Annotated in this window: 20 protein-coding genes; 14 read left to right on the top strand and 6 right to left on the bottom strand. The window is 73.9% G+C overall.

Translation table 11 applies throughout. The features are described from left to right. Nucleotides 1–36: 36 nt before the first annotated feature. Nucleotides 37–1,434: a glycine--tRNA ligase gene (locus tag ACU436_RS16600; protein WP_459026202.1), complete on the top strand. Its 1,398-nt coding sequence runs from the start codon at nt 37–39 to the stop codon at nt 1,432–1,434. Here ACU436_RS16600 and ACU436_RS16605 read toward each other — a convergent pair. Beyond that, entirely contained in the window at nt 1,404–2,054 is a 651-nt protein-coding gene (locus ACU436_RS16605; RefSeq protein WP_459026203.1) for a TetR/AcrR family transcriptional regulator, read from the bottom strand. The genes ACU436_RS16600 and ACU436_RS16605 overlap by 31 nt on opposite strands. Nucleotides 2,055–2,149: 95 nt before the next feature. Between ACU436_RS16605 and ACU436_RS16610 the strand changes: the two genes are divergently transcribed. Next, entirely contained in the window at nt 2,150–3,094 is a 945-nt protein-coding gene (locus ACU436_RS16610) for a quinone oxidoreductase family protein (RefSeq protein ID WP_459026205.1), read from the top strand. Between the two features lie 142 nt (nt 3,095–3,236). Here ACU436_RS16610 and ACU436_RS16615 read toward each other — a convergent pair whose 3' ends face one another. After that, nucleotides 3,237–4,238 (bottom strand): hemolysin family protein, encoded by a 1,002-nt coding sequence (locus ACU436_RS16615; RefSeq protein ID WP_459026207.1) that lies wholly within the window; start codon nt 4,236–4,238, stop codon nt 3,237–3,239. Further along, complete coding sequence (locus ACU436_RS16620) at nt 4,235–5,605, bottom strand: hemolysin family protein (RefSeq protein WP_459026209.1); 1,371 nt, start codon at nt 5,603–5,605, stop codon at nt 4,235–4,237. Before ACU436_RS16620 ends, ACU436_RS16615 begins: the two co-directional genes overlap by 4 nt. A 208-nt stretch (nt 5,606–5,813) precedes the next feature. On the opposite strand from ACU436_RS16620, the gene ACU436_RS16625 reads away from it, so the two are divergent. From ACU436_RS16625 to ACU436_RS16640, 4 genes are all read left to right on the top strand, one after another. Continuing rightward, nucleotides 5,814–6,836 (top strand): XdhC family protein, encoded by a 1,023-nt coding sequence (locus ACU436_RS16625; RefSeq protein ID WP_459026210.1) that lies wholly within the window; start codon nt 5,814–5,816, stop codon nt 6,834–6,836. Nucleotides 6,837–7,000: 164 nt separating this feature from the next. Further along, a complete protein-coding gene (locus ACU436_RS16630) occupies nt 7,001–7,579 on the top strand; it encodes a YdcF family protein (protein WP_459027015.1) in 579 nt (192 codons plus the stop codon). Further along, nucleotides 7,579–8,820, top strand: a complete 1,242-nt coding sequence (locus tag ACU436_RS16635; protein WP_459026212.1) for a deoxyguanosinetriphosphate triphosphohydrolase — start codon at nt 7,579–7,581, stop codon at nt 8,818–8,820. Before ACU436_RS16630 ends, ACU436_RS16635 begins: the two co-directional genes overlap by 1 nt. A gap of 121 nt (nt 8,821–8,941) precedes the next feature. Then, nucleotides 8,942–9,529 carry a carboxymuconolactone decarboxylase family protein gene (locus tag ACU436_RS16640; protein ID WP_459026214.1) on the top strand — a complete coding sequence of 196 codons (588 nt, stop codon included), beginning with the start codon at nt 8,942–8,944 and terminating at the stop codon, nt 9,527–9,529. On the opposite strand, the gene sigJ is transcribed toward ACU436_RS16640, so the two are convergent. Further along, nucleotides 9,495–10,385, bottom strand: coding sequence for an RNA polymerase sigma factor SigJ (sigJ, locus tag ACU436_RS16645; RefSeq protein WP_459026216.1), 891 nt, complete (start codon nt 10,383–10,385; stop codon nt 9,495–9,497). The two genes, ACU436_RS16640 and sigJ, sit on opposite strands and share 35 nt — an antisense overlap. 224 nt (nt 10,386–10,609) lie before the next feature. On the opposite strand from sigJ, the gene ACU436_RS16650 reads away from it, so the two are divergent. From ACU436_RS16650 to ACU436_RS16680, 7 genes are all read left to right on the top strand, one after another. Further along, on the top strand, nt 10,610–10,747 hold the full coding sequence (locus tag ACU436_RS16650) for a hypothetical protein (protein WP_459026218.1): 138 nt from the start codon (nt 10,610–10,612) through the stop codon (nt 10,745–10,747). Nucleotides 10,748–10,786: 39 nt separating this feature from the next. Beyond that, nucleotides 10,787–12,652, top strand: a complete 1,866-nt coding sequence (gene dnaG, locus ACU436_RS16655; protein WP_459026220.1) for a DNA primase — start codon at nt 10,787–10,789, stop codon at nt 12,650–12,652. Then, nucleotides 12,649–13,167: a hypothetical protein gene (locus ACU436_RS16660; protein WP_459026222.1), complete on the top strand. Its 519-nt coding sequence runs from the start codon at nt 12,649–12,651 to the stop codon at nt 13,165–13,167. Before dnaG ends, ACU436_RS16660 begins: the two co-directional genes overlap by 4 nt. Then, nucleotides 13,164–13,931: a trans-aconitate 2-methyltransferase gene (locus tag ACU436_RS16665; RefSeq protein ID WP_459026224.1), complete on the top strand. Its 768-nt coding sequence runs from the start codon at nt 13,164–13,166 to the stop codon at nt 13,929–13,931. The genes ACU436_RS16660 and ACU436_RS16665 overlap by 4 nt, the downstream gene beginning before the upstream one ends. Then, nucleotides 13,928–14,410 (top strand): hypothetical protein, encoded by a 483-nt coding sequence (locus ACU436_RS16670; RefSeq protein WP_459026225.1) that lies wholly within the window; start codon nt 13,928–13,930, stop codon nt 14,408–14,410. The genes ACU436_RS16665 and ACU436_RS16670 overlap by 4 nt, the downstream gene beginning before the upstream one ends. Nucleotides 14,411–14,479: 69 nt before the next feature. Then, a complete protein-coding gene (locus ACU436_RS16675) occupies nt 14,480–15,658 on the top strand; it encodes an RtcB family protein (protein WP_459026227.1) in 1,179 nt (392 codons plus the stop codon). Nucleotides 15,659–15,705: 47 nt separating this feature from the next. Continuing rightward, nucleotides 15,706–16,488 (top strand): aminotransferase class IV family protein, encoded by a 783-nt coding sequence (locus ACU436_RS16680; protein WP_459026229.1) that lies wholly within the window; start codon nt 15,706–15,708, stop codon nt 16,486–16,488. A 16-nt stretch (nt 16,489–16,504) separates the two neighbouring features. Here ACU436_RS16680 and ACU436_RS16685 read toward each other — a convergent pair whose 3' ends face one another. Beyond that, entirely contained in the window at nt 16,505–18,079 is a 1,575-nt protein-coding gene (locus tag ACU436_RS16685) for a putative glycoside hydrolase (protein WP_459026230.1), read from the bottom strand. Nucleotides 18,080–18,202: 123 nt separating this feature from the next. Here ACU436_RS16685 and ACU436_RS16690 point away from each other — a divergent pair, with 123 nt between their 5' ends. Then, nucleotides 18,203–19,189, top strand: a complete 987-nt coding sequence (locus ACU436_RS16690; protein ID WP_459026232.1) for a polysaccharide deacetylase family protein — start codon at nt 18,203–18,205, stop codon at nt 19,187–19,189. Here ACU436_RS16690 and ACU436_RS16695 read toward each other — a convergent pair. Continuing rightward, entirely contained in the window at nt 19,183–20,973 is a 1,791-nt protein-coding gene (locus tag ACU436_RS16695) for a family 20 glycosylhydrolase (protein ID WP_459026234.1), read from the bottom strand. The genes ACU436_RS16690 and ACU436_RS16695 overlap by 7 nt on opposite strands. Nucleotides 20,974–20,976: the final 3 nt, after the last annotated feature.

Consider the following 20,976-nt stretch of genomic DNA (forward strand, 5'->3'; position numbering starts at 1 on the left):
GCTGGAACCTCACCGTCCGTCCACCTGGAGTCACCCGTGGCCAGCAAGCCCTCGTCCGCCAAGATCGACACCATCGTCGCGCTCGCCAAGCGGCGCGGCTTCGTCTTCGCGTCGGGGGAGATCTACGGCGGTACCCGGTCGGCGTGGGACTACGGTCCCCTGGGCGTCGAGCTCAAGGAGAACATCAAGCGGCAGTGGTGGAAGAACGTGGTCACCGGCCGCGAGGACGTCGTCGGCCTCGACAGCTCGGTGATCCTGCCCCGCCAGGTCTGGGTGGCGTCCGGCCACGTCGGCGTGTTCACCGACCCGCTGGTGGAGTGCCTGTCGTGCCACCGCCGCTTCCGGGCCGACCAGCTCGCGGAGGAGTACTCCGAACGCACGGGCAAGGAGGTCTCGGAGGACGACCTGTCCGACGTGCCCTGCCCCAACTGCGGCACCCGCGGCCAGTACACCGAGCCGCGCGACTTCAACATGATGCTCAAGACCTACCTCGGCCCGGTGGAGTCCGAGGAGGGCCTGGCCTACCTGCGGCCCGAGACCGCGCAGGGCATCTTCGTCAACTTCCTCAACGTGCAGACCACGTCGCGCAAGAAGCCGCCGTTCGGCATCGGCCAGATGGGCAAGAGCTTCCGCAACGAGATCACGCCGGGCAACTTCATCTTCCGCACGCGCGAGTTCGAGCAGATGGAGATGGAGTACTTCGTCGAGCCGGGCTCCGACGAGGAGCTGCACCAGTACTGGATCGACGAGCGCACCAACTGGTACACCGACCTCGGCATCGCCGCCGACAACCTGCGGCACTACGAGCACCCCAAGGAGAAGCTCTCCCACTACTCGAAGCGCACCGTCGACATCGAGTACCGGTTCGGCTTCACCGGCCAGGAGTGGGGCGAGCTCGAGGGCATCGCCAACCGCACCGACTTCGACCTGTCCACCCACTCCAACCACTCCGGCGTGGACCTGTCGTTCTACGACCAGGCCTCCGGCGCGCGCTACCGGCCGTACGTGATCGAGCCGGCGGCCGGGGTGGGCCGCTCGATGATGGCCTTCCTCGTCGAGGCCTACGTCGAGGACGAGGCGCCCAACGCCAAGGGCGGCGTCGACAAGCGCGTGGTGCTGCGGCTGGACCGGCGGCTCGCGCCCGTCAAGGCCGCGGTGCTGCCGCTCTCGCGCAACGCCGACCTCTCGCCGAAGGCCCGCGACCTGGCCGCCCGGCTGCGCAAGCACTGGAACGTGGAGTTCGACGACGCGGGCGCGATCGGCCGCCGCTACCGCCGCCAGGACGAGATCGGCACGCCGTTCTGCGTCACGGTCGACTTCGACACGCTGAACGACCAGGCCGTGACGATCCGCGAGCGCGACTCGATGACGCAGGAGCGGGTGGCGCTCGACCAGGTGGAGGCCTACCTGGCCGCGCGCCTGGTCGGCTGCTGAGACGCCGTCGCGCGGATCCCGGCCAGCACGAGCGCGAGGCCATGCTCGAAGTGCGCGTCGGGGTCCGCTTCGGCGAGGTCGGATCGCGCCGCCAGGAGGTGTGGGTGCCGGGTGGGGTCGAGCCCGGCCTCGAGCCGGGCGCGGGCGGCGGCGCCGCCGTCGGGTAGCGCCGTCGCAAGCTGCTCCTCCGTGACGTGGGCGACCACGTAGAAGGTGAGGGTGTCGCTCGCCCAGGCGGCGGACCGCGGGTCCAGCCCGGCTGCGGCCAGCAGCCCCACGAGCGCCTCCCCGTAGGCGAGCGCGTTCGGTAGCGGGAAGAACCGGCCCGAGAACAGCCGGGCGCCGTCGCGGCGGGCCAGCAGGGCCCGGCGCAGCCCGCGGGCGAGCGCGGGCACGAGCTCGTCCCACGGCCGGTCCTCCGGCAGATCGGCCGCCACCCCGGCCAGCAGCGCGTCGGCCATGTGCTCGAGCAGGTCCTGCTTGCTCGGGAAGTGCCAGTACGTGGCGCCGTTCTCGACGCCGAGGGCGGTGGAAAGCCGTCGCATCGTGAGCCGGTCGAGCCCGGCCTCGTCCAGCACGTCGAGGGCCACGGCGAGTACGTGGTCCCGGGTCAGTCGCACGATGCCCTCCCGATTCCCCTTGCGGTCGGGGGCCAGTGTGCCGCATCCTTCAACGGCGTTGAACTTCAACGGTGTTGAACTCTTGGAGGTGTGGCGTGCGCGCCGTCCGAATTCATGCCCACGGCGGCCCCGAGGAGCTCGCCGTCGACGAGCTGCCCGTCCCGCGACCCGCGCCGGGGGAGCTGCTCGTCCGGACCGCGGTCGTCGGCGTCGGCCGGCCGGACGTCCGGCGCACGCACACCACCCCCGTCGAGCTCCCGTACGCCCCGGGCGGCGACGTGGCCGGCCGGGTCGAGGCGGTCGGGGACGGTGTCACCGGCTGGGAGGTGGGCGACCGGGTGGTGGCACTCGCGTTCGGCGGCGCCTACGCCGACCTCGTCACCGTGTCCCCGGCCTTCGCCGCCCCGGTGCCGGACGGCGTCGGGGACGAGGCCGCCGTGGTGCTGGTGCGCTGCGGGCAGGTCGCGCTCGGGGTGCTGCGCGCGGCCCGGGTCGACCCGGGGGAGAGCGTGCTGGTGACGGCCGCGGCGGGTGGCGTCGGCCACCTGGCGGTCCAGCTGGCGCGGGTGCTGGGCGCGAGCCGGGTGGTCGCCGCGATCGGGGCGAGCAGCCCGGCGAAGGCCGAGACCCTCCGGTCCCTCGGCGCCGACGAGGTCGTCACCTACGCCGAGCTCGCCGCCGCCGGGGTCGAACCCGTCGACGTCGTGGCGGACGGGGCGGGCGGCGACGTCCAGGCCGCGGCATTCGCGGCCCTCGCCCCGTTCGGACGGCTCGTGGCGTTCAGCGCGACGACGCCGGCCGTCGACGTCGACCGGCTGCGGCTCAACGCCCACACCGTGATCGGCTTCGCCATGGCGCACTACGCGGGCCGCCGGCCCGAGGTGTACGCGCGGCACCGCGCCGAGCTCTGGGAGCTGTACCAGGGTGGCCGGCTGCGCCCGCTCGTCGACCGCGTGCTGCCCCTCGAGAAGGCGGGCGACGCGCACCGTGCCCTCGAGGGCCGCGAGAACGTCGGCCGCGTCCTGCTGCGCAGTGTCTAGGTGGCGGGTGCGCGGCCGCCCAGGCACCTCGATCCGGCCGCGGAGGCCGTCCCCTGGCTGGTCACACACCAACGTTGGCGCCGGCACACCAACTGCAGTCACTGTGTGAGCGCCGAAGTTCGTGTGTGAGCGGGTCGGTGGGCTACCGAGCCGCCGTCGGGAGCAGGCGGTTCAGGAGGTCGTGCAGCGTCACCAGGCCCACGACGGACCCGCCCGCCTGCACCAGCGCGATCTGCGTGCGCTCGGCCTGCATGGCGCTGAGCGCGTCGTGGATCGGCAGGTCGGCGGGCAGCGTCCGGATCGGGCGCATGAGCTCGCGGGCCGTTGTCGCGACGGGGACGGCCAGCGCGTCGCGGACGTGGACCACGCCGACCGGCCGCCCGTCGGCGTCGCCGACGACGAGCCGCAGGTGGCCGCTCTCCCGGGCGGCGGCGCGGATCGCGGCGGCGTCGGCGTCGGCGGGCACGCCCGCCACCTCCGACCGCGGCCGCACGACCTCGCGCAGCGGCGCCCGGTCCAGCTCCAGCGCGGTGACGATCCGATCGCGCCGTCCGTGGTCGAGGGAGCCCGTGGTGGCCGAGTGCTCCACCAGTACGCGCAGGTCGTCCGGGTTGTGCCCGGCCCCCAGCTCGTCGACGGGCTCGACGCCCACCCGGTGCAGGCACCAGTTGGCCATGCCGTTCAGCGCGACCAGCACCGGCCGGGTGACCGCCATGAACGCCCGCATCGGCAGCGCCAGCATCGTGGCGGAGCGTTCGGGGTGGGCGATCGCCCAGGACTTCGGCGCCATCTCGCCGACGACCAGGTGCACGAACGTCACGACGATCAGCGACAGCACGAACGAGACCACGGTGGCCCACGGGTCGCCGAGCCCGCCGAAGAGCGGGTGCAGCAGTTCCTCGACGGCCGGCTTGCCGATCGCGCCGAGGCCGACGGTGCAGAGGGTGATGCCCAGCTGCGAGCCGGCCAGCAGCATCGACAGGTCCCGGGCCGAACGCAGCGCCGCCCGGGCCGACGCGCTGGTGGCGGCGGCCTCCTCCAGGCGGTAGCGGCGGGCGGCCACGAGCGCGAACTCGATCGCGACGAAGAACGCGGAGAGGGCGACCAGCAGCACCGAGACGCCGAGCGCGACCCCGACCGTCATGACGGCACCTCCGTGTCGGAACGGGTGTCGGCCCACGCCAGCCGCACCGACGACGGCACGCGCCGCTCCACGGCGAGCACGGTGATCGTCAGCGTGCGCGGCGGCTCGCCCTCCTCGGACAGCGACGGGTTCGCGAGCGTGAGCCGGACGCCGTCGCCCGGCTCGGGGAGGCGCTGCAGCTCGTGGATCACCAGGCCACCGATGGTCTGGTAGCCGCCTTCGGGAAGGTCGGCGTCGAGCAGGCGCTCCACCTCCTCGACGGAGAGCGTGCCGGGCACGGTCCACTCGCCGTCGCCCGCCGCGAGGCCGTCGGTGCCGGCGGGGTCGTGCTCGTCGGTGATCTCGCCGACGAGCTCCTCGGCGATGTCCTCGACGGTGACGACGCCCGCGAGGCCGCCGTACTCGTCGACGACGACGGCGAACTCGTCGGCGGCCGCGCGCAGCCGGTCGAGCACGGCGGGCAGCGGCAGCGACGCCGGCACGAGGACCGGCGTCCGGGCGACGTCCGAGACGCGCAGCTCGTCGAGCTGCGGGCGGCCCTCGATGGCGAGGACGTCGCGCAGGCAGATCACTCCGACGACGTCGTCCGGGCTGTCACCGATGACCGGGAGGCGCGAGTGGCCGGAGGCCATCATCTCGACGAGCTCGGCCACCGTGGCGTCGGCCGGGATCGAGGCGACCCGCGGCCGGGGGATCATCGCCGCCCGCGCGGTGCGGTCGGTGAAGTCGAGCACGCGGTCCAGCAGGGTGGACAGGTCGTCGTCGAGGTCGCCGCTGTCGCGGGACTCGTCGATGATCGCCTCCAGGTCGCGGGGCGTGGCCGAGTGCTCGACGTCGTGCACGGGTTCGATCCGCAGCGCCTTGAGCAGCACGTTGGACGCGGCGTCGAAGAGCCGGATCAGCCAGCCGAACGCGGCGAGGTAGATCGACGTCGAGAGGGCGAGGGCGCGGGCCACGGGCTCGGGGCGGGCGATCGCGAGGTTCTTCGGGAACAGCTCGCCGAACACCATCTGCACGACCGTGACCACGACCAGCGCGACCAGGGCGCCGATGGCCACCCCGAGGCCGGCCGGCACGCCGGTGACCCCGAGCAGCTCGGCCACGCCGTCGCCGATCATCGGCTCGGCCACGTAGCCGGCCAGCAGGCCGGTGACGGTGATGCCCAGCTGGGCGCCGGACAGCATGAACGAGGTGCGGCGCGTGATGGAGAGGGCGCGCCGCGCGCCCGCGTCGCCCGCGGAGGCGCGGGCCTGCAACCGGGAGCGGTCGACGGCCATGTAGCCGAACTCCTGGGCCACGAAGTAGCCGGTGAGCACGGTGAGGGCGGCGACCGCCAGCACGCCGAGGAGGATGGAGAGGATGGTCACGGGCGACCGGCCCGTGCAAGCAGCCGTCCTGCGAGGACGGCGCCGGTACTGTCTGAGGGATCCATGGTTCCTGTGCCGTGGGTACGAGTCTTCCGCCGGGGTAACGACGGAGATCGACACGAAGTTCCGCAACCGCCGACCGATCACGTCACACGATCGGCGCGTTCACGCCCGGATTCCGTCGGCACCGATCGCTACTCTGGGCCTCGTGACGGAAGCGGGCGCTGCTGCGGTGTCGGAGCTCCGGGAGCTCGGTGCGGCGTTGCGGAGGTGGGCGCCCGAGGGCGTCGGCGTGGTGCGCGTGCTCGCGCGCCACGGGTTCGGCACCGTCGAGAGCGGGCAGCTCGTCGCGAGCACGGCCGGCGGCTCCGTGGCCGGCGTGCTGTACCGCGGCGCGCTCGACGACGCGGTGCTCCCGCTGGCCGAGGCCGCCGTGTCGGGGGCGTCCACCCGGGAGGCGCACGTCGGGGAGGCTGCGGCCGTCGACGCCGGGCTCGCATGCGCCGGCGGCGCCACGCTGCTGGGCCACCCGTTGCCCGCCGCGCAGGCCGCCGCGCTGGGCGAGGCACTCGAACGCGGCGTGCCGGCCGCGCTGGTCTCCACCGTGCTGGGCGCCGGAGCGGTCGTGCTCACCGGCAGCGAGCTGGGCGCCGTGCACGGGTCGCTGGGCACGGCGGAGCTGGATGCGCAGGCCGCGGAGGTGGCCCGCGGGCTGCTGCGCCGCGGCGCCACCGCCACCGAGCGCGTGCCGGCGGGAGCCGGCGAGCTGCTGGTGGACGTCTGGGTGCCGATGCCGTCGGTGCTCGTCGCCGGGGCGGGCGCCATCGGCGAGGCGTTGCTCGCGCAGGCCGCGCTCCTCGGCTGGGAGGGCCGCGCCGAGACCGGGCTCGAGGCCGTCCACACGGCCGTCGCCGCGTTCACCGACGCCGACGTCCTCGTGCTGCTCGACCACGCGCCGGCGTTCGACGTCGTGCTGGTCGACGCGCTGCGGCGGGGCCGAGGCTTCATCGGTGCGCTCGGTTCGCGCCGCACCCAGGCCGCCCGCCGCGAGCGGCTGCTGGCGGCCGGCCTCACCGAGGCCGAGCTGGGCCGGATGCACGGGCCGGTCGGTCTCGACCTGGGCGCGCGCACCCCGGCCGAGACGGCGGTGTCGATCGTCGCGCAGGTGGTGGCGATCCGGTCCGGGCGTGCGGGCTCCGCGCTCGCCGCAGGCGACGGCCGGATCGGCTGATGACGGCCCGCCACGAGCTCACGCGCGCGCTGTCCACAGCGGACCCACCTCCCCGCGTCGCGGACCTGGTCGGGGCGGAGGCGCCCACCCTCCCGCTGCGCGATCTCCCCCCGCCGCCGCGGCGGCCGCGCTGGGTGTTCCGGCTGGTCGTCGGTGCGCTGCTGATGGTCGTGCTGGTGGTCGGGAGCACCGCGTTCCGGGTGTGGCAGGTGGCGCGCGTCGACGACCGGCAGCCGGTCGACGCCGTGATCGTGCTCGGCGCCGCGCAGTACGACGGTGAGCCCAGCTCGATCTTCGCCTTCCGGCTGCGGCACGCGGAGGCCCTGTACGAGGACGGGCTCGCCCCGCGGATCGTCACCACCGGCGGCAACCGCGCGGGCGACGAGCACACCGAGGCCGAGGCCGGGCGCCGGTACCTGATCGAGCGGGGGGTCCCGGCCGGCGACGTGATCGCCGTCGCTGAGGGGTCGGACACGCTGGGCAGCCTGCAGGCCGTCGCCGCTCGGGCCGCGCAGGACGGCTGGTCGAGCGCCCTCGTCGTGAGCGATCCGTGGCACTCGCTGCGCGCCCGCACCATGGCCCGCGACAGCGGGCTCGACGCGTGGACCTCGCCCACCCGCAGCGGCCCCGTGGTGCAGACGCGCGAGACGCAGGTGCGCTACATCGTCCGGGAGACCGCCGCGTTCCTCTACTACATGCTCACCCACGCCTCGGTGGACACGGAGTCCACGGGGCTGGGCTGATGGAGTACTCCGCGCACGACCGCGCCCGCCCGGTGCCGGAGGCCCCGAAGGGTACGGGCCCGGAACGGCGCAGCCCGTTCGCCCGCGACCGGGCCCGGGTGCTGCACTCGGCCGCCCTGCGCCGCCTCGCCGGCAAGACCCAGGTCGTCGGGCCGGGGGAGGGGGCCGAGGTCAGCGGCGTGCCGCGCACCCGGCTCACCCACTCCCTGGAGGTCGCGCAGATCGGGCGGGGGATCGCCGAGGAGCTGGGCTGCGACCCGGACGTCGTCGACACGGCCGGGCTCGCCCACGACATCGGCCATCCGCCGTTCGGGCACAACGGGGAGCGCGCGCTCGACGGGTACGCGGCCGGGTGCGGGGTCGACGGCGGCTTCGAGGGCAACGCGCAGACGCTGCGCATCCTCACCCGGCTGGAGCCCAAGATCGACGGGGTGGGCCTCAACCTCACCCGGGCCTCGCTCGACGCGTCCTGCAAGTACCCGTGGGTGCGGCGCCCCGGCGACCGCAAGTACGGCGCCTACCCCGAGGACGCCGACGTGTTCGCCTGGGTCCGCGAGGGCGCCCCGCCGGAGCGGCGCTGCCTCGAGGCGCAGGTCATGGACTGGTCGGACGACGTGGCGTACTCCGTGCACGACGTGGAGGACGGCATCCTCTCCGGCCGCATCGACCTGGCCGCGCTGGGCGCGCCGGGGGAGCGGGCCGCGCTCGTGGACCTCGCGGTGCGGCACTTCGGGGGCGAGCCGGTCGCCCTCGGCGAGGCGGCCGACGCGCTGCTCGCGCTGCCGGTCGTCGCGGCGGTGCGCGGCTTCTCGGCCGCCGGTGCGTCCGGCGGCGACCACGTGGCGCTCAAACGGCTGACGAGCGAGCTCGTGGGGCGGTTCGTGCACGCCGCCGTCAACGCGACGAACGGCGCCCACGGCGACCGCCCCCTGCTGCGTTACACCGCCGACCTCGTGGTGCCGGCCCGGGCCGCGGCCGAGGTGGCGCTGCTCAAGGCGGTGGCGCTGCGGTACGTGATGAGCGACCCCGGCCGGCTCGCCATGCAGGCCCGCCAGCGCGAGCTGCTCGTCGAGCTGGCCAGCGCACTGCGTCGCGGGGCGCCGGCGTCCCTGGACCCGGTGTTCGCCGCGCAGTGGAAGGCGGCCGCCGACGACGCGGCGCGGGTGCGGGTGGTGCTCGACCAGGTCGCGATCCTCACCGACCGGCAGGCCGTCGCCCGGCACGGTGCCATCGCTCGATGAGCGAGCGTCAGCGAGCGAATCAATGTCACAGCGCCCGCGCGAAGCGCCGGCCGAGCGATGAGTGTCACGAACTGCGGCCGCGTCTCGTCTCTCCTGCGTAGCCCACATCGAGGAGGACGACATGCCACGCATCCCCGCGGTTCCCGAGTCCGAGGCCGGCTTCTTCGGCCGGCTCGTGTACCGCTTCGCGCGCCGGAAGTTCGGCGACGTGCCGGAGCCGTTCGCGGTGATCCGCCACCACCGGCGGCTGTTCTGGGCGTCGCTGGTGGCGGAGGGCGTGCAGGAGTGGGCGCCGCGCGAGCTGCCGACCCGGGTCCGCGAGCTGGCCGTGTACCGGACGGCCACGGTGGTGGGCTGCTCGTGGTGCGTGGACTTCGGCACGATGCTCCAGCGCCTCGACGGGCTGGACGTCCAGCGGCTGGAGCACATCGACGAGTACGCCACCAGCCCGCTCTACGACCGGGCGGAGCGGCTCGCGATCGCCTACGCCGACGCGATGACCGCCCAGCCGATGACGGTGACCGACGCGCAGGTGGCCGAGCTGGAGGCCGAGTTCGGGCGGGCCGGGCTCGTGGAGCTCACCCACTCAATCGGCCTCGAGAACATGCGGGGCCGGTCCAACCACGCCCTCGGCATCGTCGACCAGGGGTTCGACGCGGCCTGCAGGGTGCGCCTCACGCCGGAAGGCGTGGCAGCTTCTCGGGGTTGACCACCTGGTAGACGGCGGCGATGCGCCCGTCGCGGACGGCGAAGACGCCGACCCCGGCGGGCGAGGTGGGGGTGGCCGGCGTCCGGATGCCGAGCTCGCCGTTGACCTGCACCGCGGACCCCTGGCGCAGCAGCGACTCCAGGCCGTACTTCTCGATCAGCCCGAGCAGCAGCCTGGCCACCTTCTCCGCGCCGACGACGGGGCGCCGGGCGGCCTTCGCCCGGCCGTCCGAGTCGCTGACCCAGACCACGTCCGGATGGAGGAGCTCCACCAGCGCGGCACCGTCGGCTCGCGCGATCGCCTCGCTGAAGCGGGCCAGCAGGGCCTCCTGGTCGGCGGTGGACGCCCGCGGCGGCGGGTCGGCGTCGGCCACGATCTTGCGGGCCCGGGCCGCGTGCTGGCGGGCCGTGGCCTCCGGGCAGCCGAGCACATCGGCGATCTGCGCGTACGGCAGCGCCAGCGCCTCGTGCAGCACGAACGCCACCCGTTGCGGTGGGGAGAGGCGCTCCAGCACGACCATGGCGGCCATCCGCACGCCCTCGTCGCGCACGACCGCGGCGAGCGGCTCGTCGGCGTCGCCGGTGGTGAGCAGCGGCTCGGGCAGCCACGGGCCGACGTAGCGCTCGCGGCGGGCGGCCGCCGATCGCAACCGGTCGAGGCAGAGCCTGCCCACCACGGTGGTGAGCCACGCCCGCTCGTCGCGGATCCCCGCGCGCGCCGCGGCGGCCAGCCCGGCGAGGCGAAGCCACGCCTCCTGCACGGCGTCCTCGGCGTCGGCGAGGCTTCCGGTGATCCGGTACCCGACCCGGACCAGGTGTGCGCGGTGCTCCTCGAACACGCGCTCGTCGGTCAGCACGGAGTCGACGCTACGCGGAGCCTCGGCCGCGCATAACCGCCACCGCACACACCGTGGTGGCACCGCACACATGCCGGGTAATGTGTGCGGACCCGACACGATGTGTGCCGCCGGTCTACGGCGCCGCGATCGCGGGTGTTGCTCGGCCGAAAGGCCGATGGTTCACGGGGAATCCATACCTCCGGCTGAGGTGGCTCTCCGCATCCCGGACGGATCGTGGAGACATGACGAACTTCGCAGACGTGATCACGGTGCTGGCCGCCGGGGGCGGGCTCGCGGTGCTGCTCGTGATGGCTTCCGTGCCGCTGATGCTCGACCACGACCGCCGCGCGGAGCGGGTCGCGTTCCGGCAGCGCCGGTAGCGCGCCGGCTCGTCGGTGGGCGCGCCTACACTCCACATCGTGGCGGGCCGGATCCGGGACAGTGACATCGCGGAGGTCCGCGACCGCGTCCGCATCGACGAGGTCGTCGGCGAGTACGTGGCCCTGCGCCGGGCCGGGGCCGGGTCGCTGAAGGGCCTGTGCCCGTTCCACGACGAGAAGTCGCCGTCGTTCAACGTCCGCCCCAGCCACGGCACGTTCCACTGCTTCGGCTGCGGTGAGGGCGGCGACGCCATCGCGTTCCTCATGAAGATGGACCACATCTCGTTCGTCGAGGCGGTGGAGCGGCTCGCCGAGCGGGTCGGCTACCGGCTCACCTACGAGGGCGGCGGCAGCTCGGTGCAGCGCGACCGGGGCACGCGCTCGCGGCTGCTGGAGGCCAACAAGAGGGCCGCCGAGTTCTACGCCGCGCAGCTCAAGACGCCCGAGGCGGCCTCGGCCGTCCAGTTCCTCACCACCCGCGGGTTCGACGTCGCGGCGGCCCAGCACTTCGGCTGCGGGTACGCGCCGGCCGGCTGGGACCTGCTCACCAAGCACCTGCTCTCGGCGGGGTTCACGTTCGACGAGCTGATGAGGGCGGGCCTGTCCAAGGAGGGCAGGCGCGGGCCGATCGACCGGTTCCACCGGCGGCTGCTGTGGTCGATCAAGGACCTCGGTGGGGACGTCGTCGGCTTCGGTGCCCGCAGGCTGTTCGACGACGACGGCATCGAGGCGAAGTACCTCAACACCACGGAGACGCCGGTCTACCGCAAGACCCACGTGCTCTTCGGGCTCGACCTCGCCAAGCGGGAGATCGCCAAGCGCCGGCAGGTCGTGGTCGTCGAGGGCTACACCGACGTGATGGCGATGCACCAGGCCGGGGTGCCCACCGCTGTCGCCTCCTGCGGCACGGCGTTCGGCTCGGAGCACATCTCGGTGATCCGCCGCCTCATCGGCGACGACTCGTTCGACCTCGGCGAGGTGATCTACACCTTCGACGGCGACGCGGCGGGGCAGGCGGCGGCGCTCAAGGCGTTCGAGGGCGAGCAGAGCTTCGCGGCGCAGACGTTCGTCGCGGTGGCGCCGGACGGGCAGGACCCGTGCGAGCTGCGCCAGTCCCACGGCGACACGGCCGTGCGTGACCTGGTGGCCCGCCGCGAGCCGCTGTTCGAGTTCGCGATCCGCAGCATGCTGCGCGATCACGACCTGGACACCGCGGAGGGCCGGGTCGCCGCGCTGCAGCGCACGGTGCCGCTGGTGGCGCGGATCAAGCGCGAGGACCTGCGCGACGAGTACGCCCGCCGCCTCGCCGGCTGGACGAGCTGGGACGACATCGCGATGGTGGTCCGGCGGGTCCGGGAGGCGGCCGGGGCGCCCGTCGATGCGGGGCGCGGTGCCCGCAACGGTCGCCGCGAGGCGCCCACGCCACCGCCCAAGGACGACCCGCGGCTGCACCTGCAGCGCGAGGCGCTCAAGGCGGCCCTGCAGATCCCGGCGGTGGCCGGTCCGAGCTACGACGAGCTGCCCGAGCAGGTGTTCGTCCACCCCGTGTTCGCCGCCGTGCACCGCGCCGTGCAGGCCGCGGGCGGGGTCTGCAGCGGCCGCGAGGGCCATGGGTGGCTGGAGGCGGTGCTCGCGGAGTGCGCGCAGGAGGCGCGCTCGCTGGTCACCGAGCTGGCCGTGGAGCCCCTCGAACTGCCCAAGCGCAACACCGACGAGGCCCGCTACGTCGGCAGCGTCATCGCCGGGGTGCGCCTGGCCCTGGTCGAGGCCCAGGTCGCGGAGCTGAAGGCGCGGCTGCAGCGCACCAACCCGGTGGAGGACCCCGACGCCTACCACGAGCTCTTCGGCGACCTCGTGCCGCTCGAGCAGTACCGGATCGCGCTGCGGGAGCAAGCGGCACGATGAGGTTTCTGCGCAGGCTGCTCGGGCGCGAGGAGGTGCCCGCCGACGTCGCGGGGCGGCTCGCCGCCGACGAGCACGTGGTCGCGGTGGCGCCGCTCGCGGACGGCGAGCGCCTGGTCGTCACCTCCCACGGGCTGTGGCTGCCCGGCGGCGCCGGTGCCCGGCTGGTGGGCTGGCACCTCGTCGGCAAGGCCACCTGGACGGGCGGCGTGCTCACCGTCGTCGAGACGGAGGAGACCGAGAGCATCGGGGCAGCCGTGCTGCTCGCCGACCTGCCGCCCCGCCGGCTGCGGCTCGTCGAACCCGGCCGCGTGCCCGAGACCGTGCACACCCGGGTGGAGGGTTCGATCCGCAGCCGCCACCACCGCGACCTCCCCGGCGGGGGCGCGTGGTTCGTGCAGCGCAAGGTGCCCGGCCGCGACGGCATCGTGTTGCAGGTCCGGCCCGATCCGGGCACCGACGTGGCGGTGGTGCGCCAGGTCGTCGCCGACGTCGAACGCACTCTAGGACGGTCATGACCGCAACCTCCTGGGATCCGGCGCTCTACCTGAACTTCGACGACCACCGCTCCCGCCCGTTCCGCGACCTGCTCGCGAGGGTGGGGGCGTCCTCGCCGCGCCGGGTCGTCGACCTGGGGTGCGGGCCCGGTCACCTCACCGAGCTGCTCACGGCGCGCTGGCCGGGCGCGGAGGTCACCGCCCTCGACTCCTCCCCGGACATGGTGGCGGCCGCGCGGGAGCGGGGGATCGAGGCGGAGCTGGCCGACGTCGTCGACTGGGTGCCGGCGCCCGACACCGACGTCGTGATCACCAACGCCGTGTTGCAGTGGGTGCCGTCGCACCCGCGGCTGCTGCCCCGCTGGCTGGAGGCGTTGCCGGCGGGGGCGTGGTTCGCGATGCAGGTGCCGGGCAACCTCGGCGCCCCGTCCCACGCGCTGATCCGGGAGCTCGTCGCCGAGCCCCGGTGGCGGGGGAGCGTGGAGCTGCGCGGCGAGCTGGCCGTGCCGGAGCCGGCCGAGTACGCGGAGCTCTTCGCCGCGCACGCGGCGGACGTCGACGTCTGGGAGACCACCTACCTGCAGCGCCTCACCGGCGAGGACCCGGTGTTGCAGTGGGTGAGCGGCACCGCGCTGCGCCCGGTGCGCGACGCCCTGGAGCCCGCCGACTACGAGGCGTTCCGCGCCGAGCTGGCGCCCCGCCTGCGGGCGGCCTACCCGGCGCGCCCCGACGGGAGCACCTGGTTCCCGTTCCGGCGCATCTTCGCGGTGGCCCACCGCAGGTGACGGTGCGGATCGGGATCACGGGGCACACGAACCTCACACCGGAGTCGGTGCCGCTCGTCGCCGACGACATCCGCACGGTCCTCGCCGAGCGCGCGGGGTCGCTCGTCGGGGTGAGCTGTCTCGCCCGTGGCGCCGACCAGGTGTTCGCCCGCGTCGTGCTCGACCTCGGAGGCCGGCTCGACGTCGTCATCCCGGCTGCCGACTACCGGGAGCGCAAGGTCGAGCCGGACAACCGAGCGGAGTTCGAGGCGCTGATCGGGCAGGCGACCGCCGTGCGGGTGCTCGGGTTCGGGACCTCGAACCGGGATGCGTACGCCGCCGCGAGCGAGGCGGTGCTCGGTGCCGTGGACGTCCTCGTCGCGGTGTGGGACGGCGCTTCGCCGGGCAGGAAGGGCGGCACCGGTGACACGGTGCAGGCCGCCCGGCAGCGTGGCCTACCGGTCCTGATCGTCTGGCCGGCCGGCGCGGCGCGCGGGTGAGTTGGAGGTGGAACGGGCCGTCCCGCGAAATCATGCGTGGACGGGACGCGTGGCTGGTAGACCTCTGGCGTGGAGCAGATCACCAAGGGCCTGCTGAGCTGGGCGTCGATCCTCGAGGACGCCACGCGTGAGCAGGCGCTCCAGACGGCCCGCATGCCGTTCGTGCGCCCGCACGTCGCGCTGATGCCCGACGCGCACCTCGGCATGGGCTCGACCGTCGGCAGTGTGATCCCCACCGTGCGGGCGGTGATGCCGGCGAGCGTGGGCGTCGACATCGGCTGCGGCATGGCGGCCGTGCGCACCCAGCTCACGAAGGACGACGTCACCGGGCGGGGCGAGCTCTCCGCGCTGCGGGAGGCGATCGAGGCGGGCGTTCCCGTGTCCATGGGCGGCTACAACCGGCGGCTGACGGACACGGCCGCGGCCCGCGTCGCCGAGCTGGAGGCGCTCGCCGAGCGGGCGGAGTTCGACCCGGCGTCGTACGCGGGGAACTGGCGGCTGCAGCTCGGCACGCTCGGCTCGGGCAACCACTTCATCGAGCTGTGCCTCGACGAGGCCGATCGGCTCTGGGTGTTCCTGCACTCCGGCTCGCGCGGTGTCGGCAACAAGATCGCGCTGCGGCACGTCCGCGTCGCGCAGCAGCTGTGCGCGAAGTGGTGGATCGAGCTGCCGCACCGGGATCTCGCCTACCTGCCGGAGGGGATCGACGAGTTCTGGCAGTACATCCGCGAGCTGCGGTGGGCCCAGCGCTTCGCGTGCGAGAACCGCGCCGAGATGCTCGACCGGATCGTCGGCTGCATCGCCGGGTGGTCGGGCCGGGAGATCGAGCGCGCCGAGGACGTCCAGTGCCACCACAACTACACCGAGCAGGAGCGGCACCTCGGCACCGACGTCTGGCTCACCCGCAAGGGCGCGATCGACGCCTCGCCCGGCCGGCGCGGGCTCATCCCGGGCTCCATGGGCACGCGCTCGTACGTGGTGACGGGCCTGGGCAACCCGGCCGCGTTCCACTCGGCGCCGCACGGGGCGGGCCGCAACTTCTCGCGGCGTGCCGCGCGGCAGCGGTTCACGGTGGAGCAGCTCGCCGAGGCCATGGCGGGCATCGAGTGGCGGGCGGCGAACGCCGAGGCGTTCCTCGACGAGATCCCGGACGCCTACAAGTCCATCGACGTCGTGATGGAGGACGCGAAGGACCTGGTGACGGTGGACCACACGCTGCGCCAGATCCTGAACGTGAAGGGTGACTGAGGGCCGCGCTTGACCTTCACACGGGTGTCAGTCCCTACCGTCGAGGCATGAGCAGTCCCGTCGTGCACCGCAACGGCCGCCCGGCCACCACCGAGGACCTGGCCCCGCTCGCCTTCGCGGGCTACGCGCACTTCACCGCCGCGCAGGTGCGCGGGGGCCGGATCCGCGGGCTCGACCTGCACCTGGCGCGGCTACGCACCCAGTCGGTGGAGCTGTTCGGCAGCGCCCTGCCCGACGAGCGGGTGCGCACCTACCTGCGCAGCGCGGTCGAGGCGAGCCCGGCGGACGCGTCGCTGATGGCCTTCGTGCACCAGGGGGTGGCGGAGGTCGGGCTCGACGTCCTGGTCCGCACCGGGCCTCCCGCGTCCGGTCCCGAGGGCCCGCTCGCGCTCACGGCCGTCGAGCACGAGCGGGACCTGCCGGCGGTCAAGCACGTCGGGGAGGTCGCCAAGACCTACCTGCTGCGCCGGGCCGTCGCGCAGGGCTTCGACGACGCCGCGTTCGTCGACCGCAAGGGCCGGATCGGCGAGGCGACGATCTGGAACCTGGCGTTCTGGGACGGCGACGCCGTCGTGTGGCCCGAGGCGGAGGTGCTCCCGGGTATCACGATGCAGATCCTGCGCCGGCAGCTGGACGGCCTCGACGTGCCGCAGCAGGAGAAGGAGATCACCCTCGCCGACCTGCCCGCGCTCTCCGGTGCCGTGGTCATGAACTCCTGGACGCCCGGGGTCGCGGTGCGCCGGATCGGCCCGGTTCCGGTGCCCGGGGCGCCCGACTTCCTCGCGCTCCTGCACCGGGCCTACGCCGCGGAACCGCTCACCGCGCCCTGACCCACCGCGCCCTGACTCACTGGGCCGCCGGGCGCAGCGCGTCGGCCTGCGAGTAGCGGCAGTTGGGGTCCCAGAGGATGAACGAGCGGATGCCGATGGACTCGGCCGCGTCGATCTGGGCGCGCACCTCGGCCGCCCCGTAGTGCACCCGGAGGCTGAACGCCTGCAGCCACGGGATCACCGTGGCGCCGGTGCCCTGCGTCAGCTTCTGGAAGTCGGCGAGCGAGCGGGCCGTGATGTCGAAGGGCGACGACTCCGGGTTCGCCACGCCGTACTCGCCGCGCCCCCAGTGCGACGGGTACACCATCGGTGCGACGTAGTCGGCGTACTTCGCCATCAGGGTGATGTCCTGTGCGATCTGGGTGGGCCGGGTCGCGGCGATACCGAACACGCACGCGCCGAGCAGCGCGCCGTGCTTGCGGACCTCCGGGCGGGTCTCCGCCATGAAGTCGGCGATCGACTGCTCCGGCGTCGTCGTGAGCCCCTCGAAATGCATTCCGGAAATTGCGCCGTCCGGCCGCCGAACATAGTCGTAGAGGATCTCGTCGAACCCGAGGGCGGCGGCCTCCTCGGCGAGCGCCACGTTGTAGGCGCGCACCTCGGGATTGGCGAAGTTCGTGAACGCGTACTGACCGTAACCACTCGTATAGGGGGTTCCGTCCGCGTTCTGCACCAGCCGTTCGTGGTGCCCGTCGCGCCACGACGCCTCGCCGAGCACCGAGTCGCGGAACGCCACGATCCGCCCGACGACGCGCAGCCCGGCCGCGTGGATCTGGTCCAGCGCGGCGCGCGCGTCGTAGTAGCCCTTGTTCGCGCCGATCTCGACGGCCAGCGGCACCTGCGAGTTGTAGCCGATCACGCCGTCCTCGTCCTTGATGTCCAGCTGGATGGTGTCGATGGCACCTTCCTTCGCCAGCTGCAGCACAGGTTCGCGCAGGGACGGCGCGGCCCACGCCTGCGCGGTCATGTGCACGGCGCGCATGCCCGGGTGCTGCACCGGGATCGGCACCTTCTGCTCGGTCGTGTTGCCGGCCTCGTCCCGAGCGAGCAGGTCGACGTCGGCGGCGCCGGCCGATTCGGTGAGGGTGAAACCGCCCTCGTCGTCGAGTTCGTAGGCCGCGCCGTTGACGAGGAGCTCGTCAGCGCCCTCGACCCGGCCCTTCACCTCGGCGGACGCCTCGAGCGCCGTCGGGGGAACGGGGTCGACGTGAAGGGCGGGCGCGGTGGCGTCGACCGTGAAGTCGATGTTCGTGCCGGAACCGGGCAGCGGCATGGCCGCGTCCGGGGAGCTGACGGCGAGGGTGTGCTCCCCCTCCGGGAGCGCGGACGCGTCGAGCACGAAGCGGGCCCCGTCGCGGCGCACCGGTGCCGGGGCGCCGTCGAGCAGGACCTCGACCTCGCTCGGGTCGGTGAGCGCGGTGATCTGGACGTCACGAAGGGCCGCGGGGGTGAAGGACCCGCCGTCGGCCACGCCGGTCACGGTGACGTCCGGCTGCAGCCATGCCACGACCAGAACCAGCATGCCGCCGACGATCAGCGCGATCGCGGCCGGCAGCAGGTACCGATGGGGTGTGGACACCGGGCGGTCCATCGGAACTCCTTCGACACGGTGGAAGGTGATCACTCTCCCAGTTCCCGGACGGTCCGTGTGCCGTAACGACACAATGGTGTGATCAAGGGATATTCCGGGTGGTCACCCGGGTAGCGTCGCCGCATGCCTCGGTTGCGTATCGTTGCGGCGGCGGTCGCCGTGTTCGTCGCCGCCGGTTGCGGATCGGATTCCGGCACCGCCGGTCCCGTTTCCGCGCCCCCGGCCCCCGCGCCCGTCGATCCCGCGCAGGTGCAGGCCAATGAGCTCGGCCGCATTCCGGTCCTCATGTACCACCGCATCGTCGACACGCCGGCATCGGTCTACGACCGCAGCCCGGACGATTTCCGGGCCGAGCTGGAACGCCTCGCGCGCGAGAACTACGTACCCGTCACCACGGCCGACTTCTCGGCCGGGCGCATCGACATCCCGGCCGGCACGCACCCCGTCGTGCTGACCTTCGACGACGGCGACCCGACCCAGATCACGCTCGGCACCGACGGCCTGCCGGCCCCGAACTCGGCGATGCGCATCCTGCTCGACGTCGCCGCGGCGCACCCCGGGTTCCGGCCGGTGGCGAGCCTGTACGTCAACGCCGACCCGTTCGGTGGTGGCCCGGGCGGCACGGCGGCCCTGCGCTGGCTGCACGACAACGGCTTCGAGGTCGGCAACCACACCTTCAGCCACCTCAACCTGCGCACCGCGTCGGCCGAGAAGGCGCAGCACGACATCGTCCGCGGTGACACGTTGATCCGCGACGCGCTGCCCGGTTACCGGCCCACCACGCTCGCGCTCCCGTTCGGCGCGCGGCCGCGGACCCCGGAGCTCGCGGCGCGCGGCGACGGGTACGACTACTCGGGCGTGCTGCTCGTGGGCGCGAACCCGGCGCCGTCACCGTTCTCCGAGGAGTTCAAGCCGCTGGCCATCCCGCGGATCCGGTCGCAGGGCCCGGACGGCAGCGAGGCCGACTACGGGTCCACGGTGTGGCTCGACAAGATGGCGGCGAGCGCCGGTACCCGCTACACGTCCGACGGCAACCCCGAGGTCATCTCGTACCCGACGGGCAAGGACGCCCCGTCCGCGCAGTACGCGGCGGCCGCGGCACCTTACTGAGCGGCCCGCCGCGCGATCGCCGAGCGCAGCGGGGCGAGCTTCGCGATGCTGTCGTCCAGGCCGCCGGCGCGGGCGCTGAGCCGCCAGCACGCCCGCTGCTCGACGAGCAGCCCGTCCAGGTCGGCCAGCAGGTCGGTGGCCGCCTCGGGGGTCAGCCGGGCCACCCCGCCCGCGGCGAGGAGCGCCACCGCGAAGCCGGCGATCGCGACGGCCTGCGCGGTCTCCCGCACCGCGACGGCGCCGTCGCCGACGGCCGGCCGGGCACGCGCGAGGGCGTCGGCCGCCGACGACAGCACGCGCTGGGCCTCGGCCAGCCGCTCCGGCGCCACGGTGGGCACGTCCCCGGTCGCGAACAGCACGGTGAAGATCGCCGAGTTGTTCAGCATCGGCGCGTCGAGCAGGTCGGCGACCGACCCGGCCGCGGTGAGCGCGGCGCCGAGGCCGGGGCCGTCGAAGACCACGCGGTCGAGCGTCGCGGCGAGATCGATGTCCCGGTTGGTGTCCAGGCACCAGCTCACGGCCGCTCCGTACAGCAGGCCGGGATAGGTCACGGGAGGGGGCTCGAGGTGGCCGTGGTCGCCCCACGTCGTCACCACGTAGCCGCCGGCCCCGTTCTCGCGGCCGATCTCCGCGGCGTCGACGAGGTTCTCCACCGCGTTGTCCAGCCGCCCGACGATCGAGTTCCACGCCCCGGTGCCCGGCGCCACCCAGAACCTGCGGCCGGCCGCGGTGAGCGGCTTCGCCCGTCGCCGGAAACCGCCGGTGAGCGCCTCCATGTCGAACCCGTCGGCCGCCCACTGTTCGCGCTCCTGCGGCCCGGCGCGGTCGATCGCCGCGCGGGCGTGCGCCGGGCCGTCGTACTGCCAGACGACCGGGATCAGCCCGCTGCTCGGCAGCGCCGCCGCGACCTCGGGGTGGTCGGCGAGGACGTCGCCCCAGAACATGACCTCGTAGCCGTCCTCGACCAACGGTCCGGCCACCCGCAGCAGGTGGTCGAGGTAGACCTGGCCGAGGCCGCGCTCGGCCGCGTCGGCGGCGCTGCGCCCCTTGCCCAGCTCCCACGGCTCGTCCGCGCCGATGTTCACCCGGCGGGCGCGCACCGTGGCGGCGAGCTCCCGCACGAGCCCGACGGCGAACGCGGCGTTCTCGGGCGTCGGCTGCAGCGTGCTGGGCCGCCGGTGCCGGCCGTGGATCGTGAAGCCCTCCGGCTTCTCGGCGCGGTCGCGGTAGCCCTCGTGGCGCAGCCATCGCTCCATGTGCCCGAGCGTGTTCTGGTTCGCGACCAGCGTGATCCCGTGGGCGGCGCACAGCGCGTCGAGCCAGCGCATGTCGTCGGCCGTGAGCGGGCTGGCCGCCGCCCACACCGCGGCGTGGTCGGCGTAGGCGAACGTGTGCTCGGTGTAGAGCTCCAGCTGGTTCATCCGGGCGGCGGCGAGGATCTCGACGTAACGGCGCAGCGTGCGCCGGGTGGGCACCCGGTCGCGGCTGATGTCGAGCATGAAGCCCCGGACGGCGAAGTCCGGCCAGTCCGCCACGCGGACCGCCCGGCCGGCGAGCCGGGGGTCGGCCCGCAGCTGGTCGAGGGTCTGGCGGGCGTAGCGGAGCCCGGCGTCGTCGCGATACCCGATCCGCGTGCCCGAGCCGTCCCGCACCACGGAGTAGCCCTGCTCGGGCAGGTCCGGCTCGTGGTGGACCACGACCGGAGCGTCGGGATCGGGGCCGGGTTCGGGGAGCAGTTCGAGCGAGCGCGGGACGGGGAAGAGGGCGGCGGTCGGCGACGGCACGGC

Source organism: Pseudonocardia wallangbongensis (assembly GCF_054486945.1).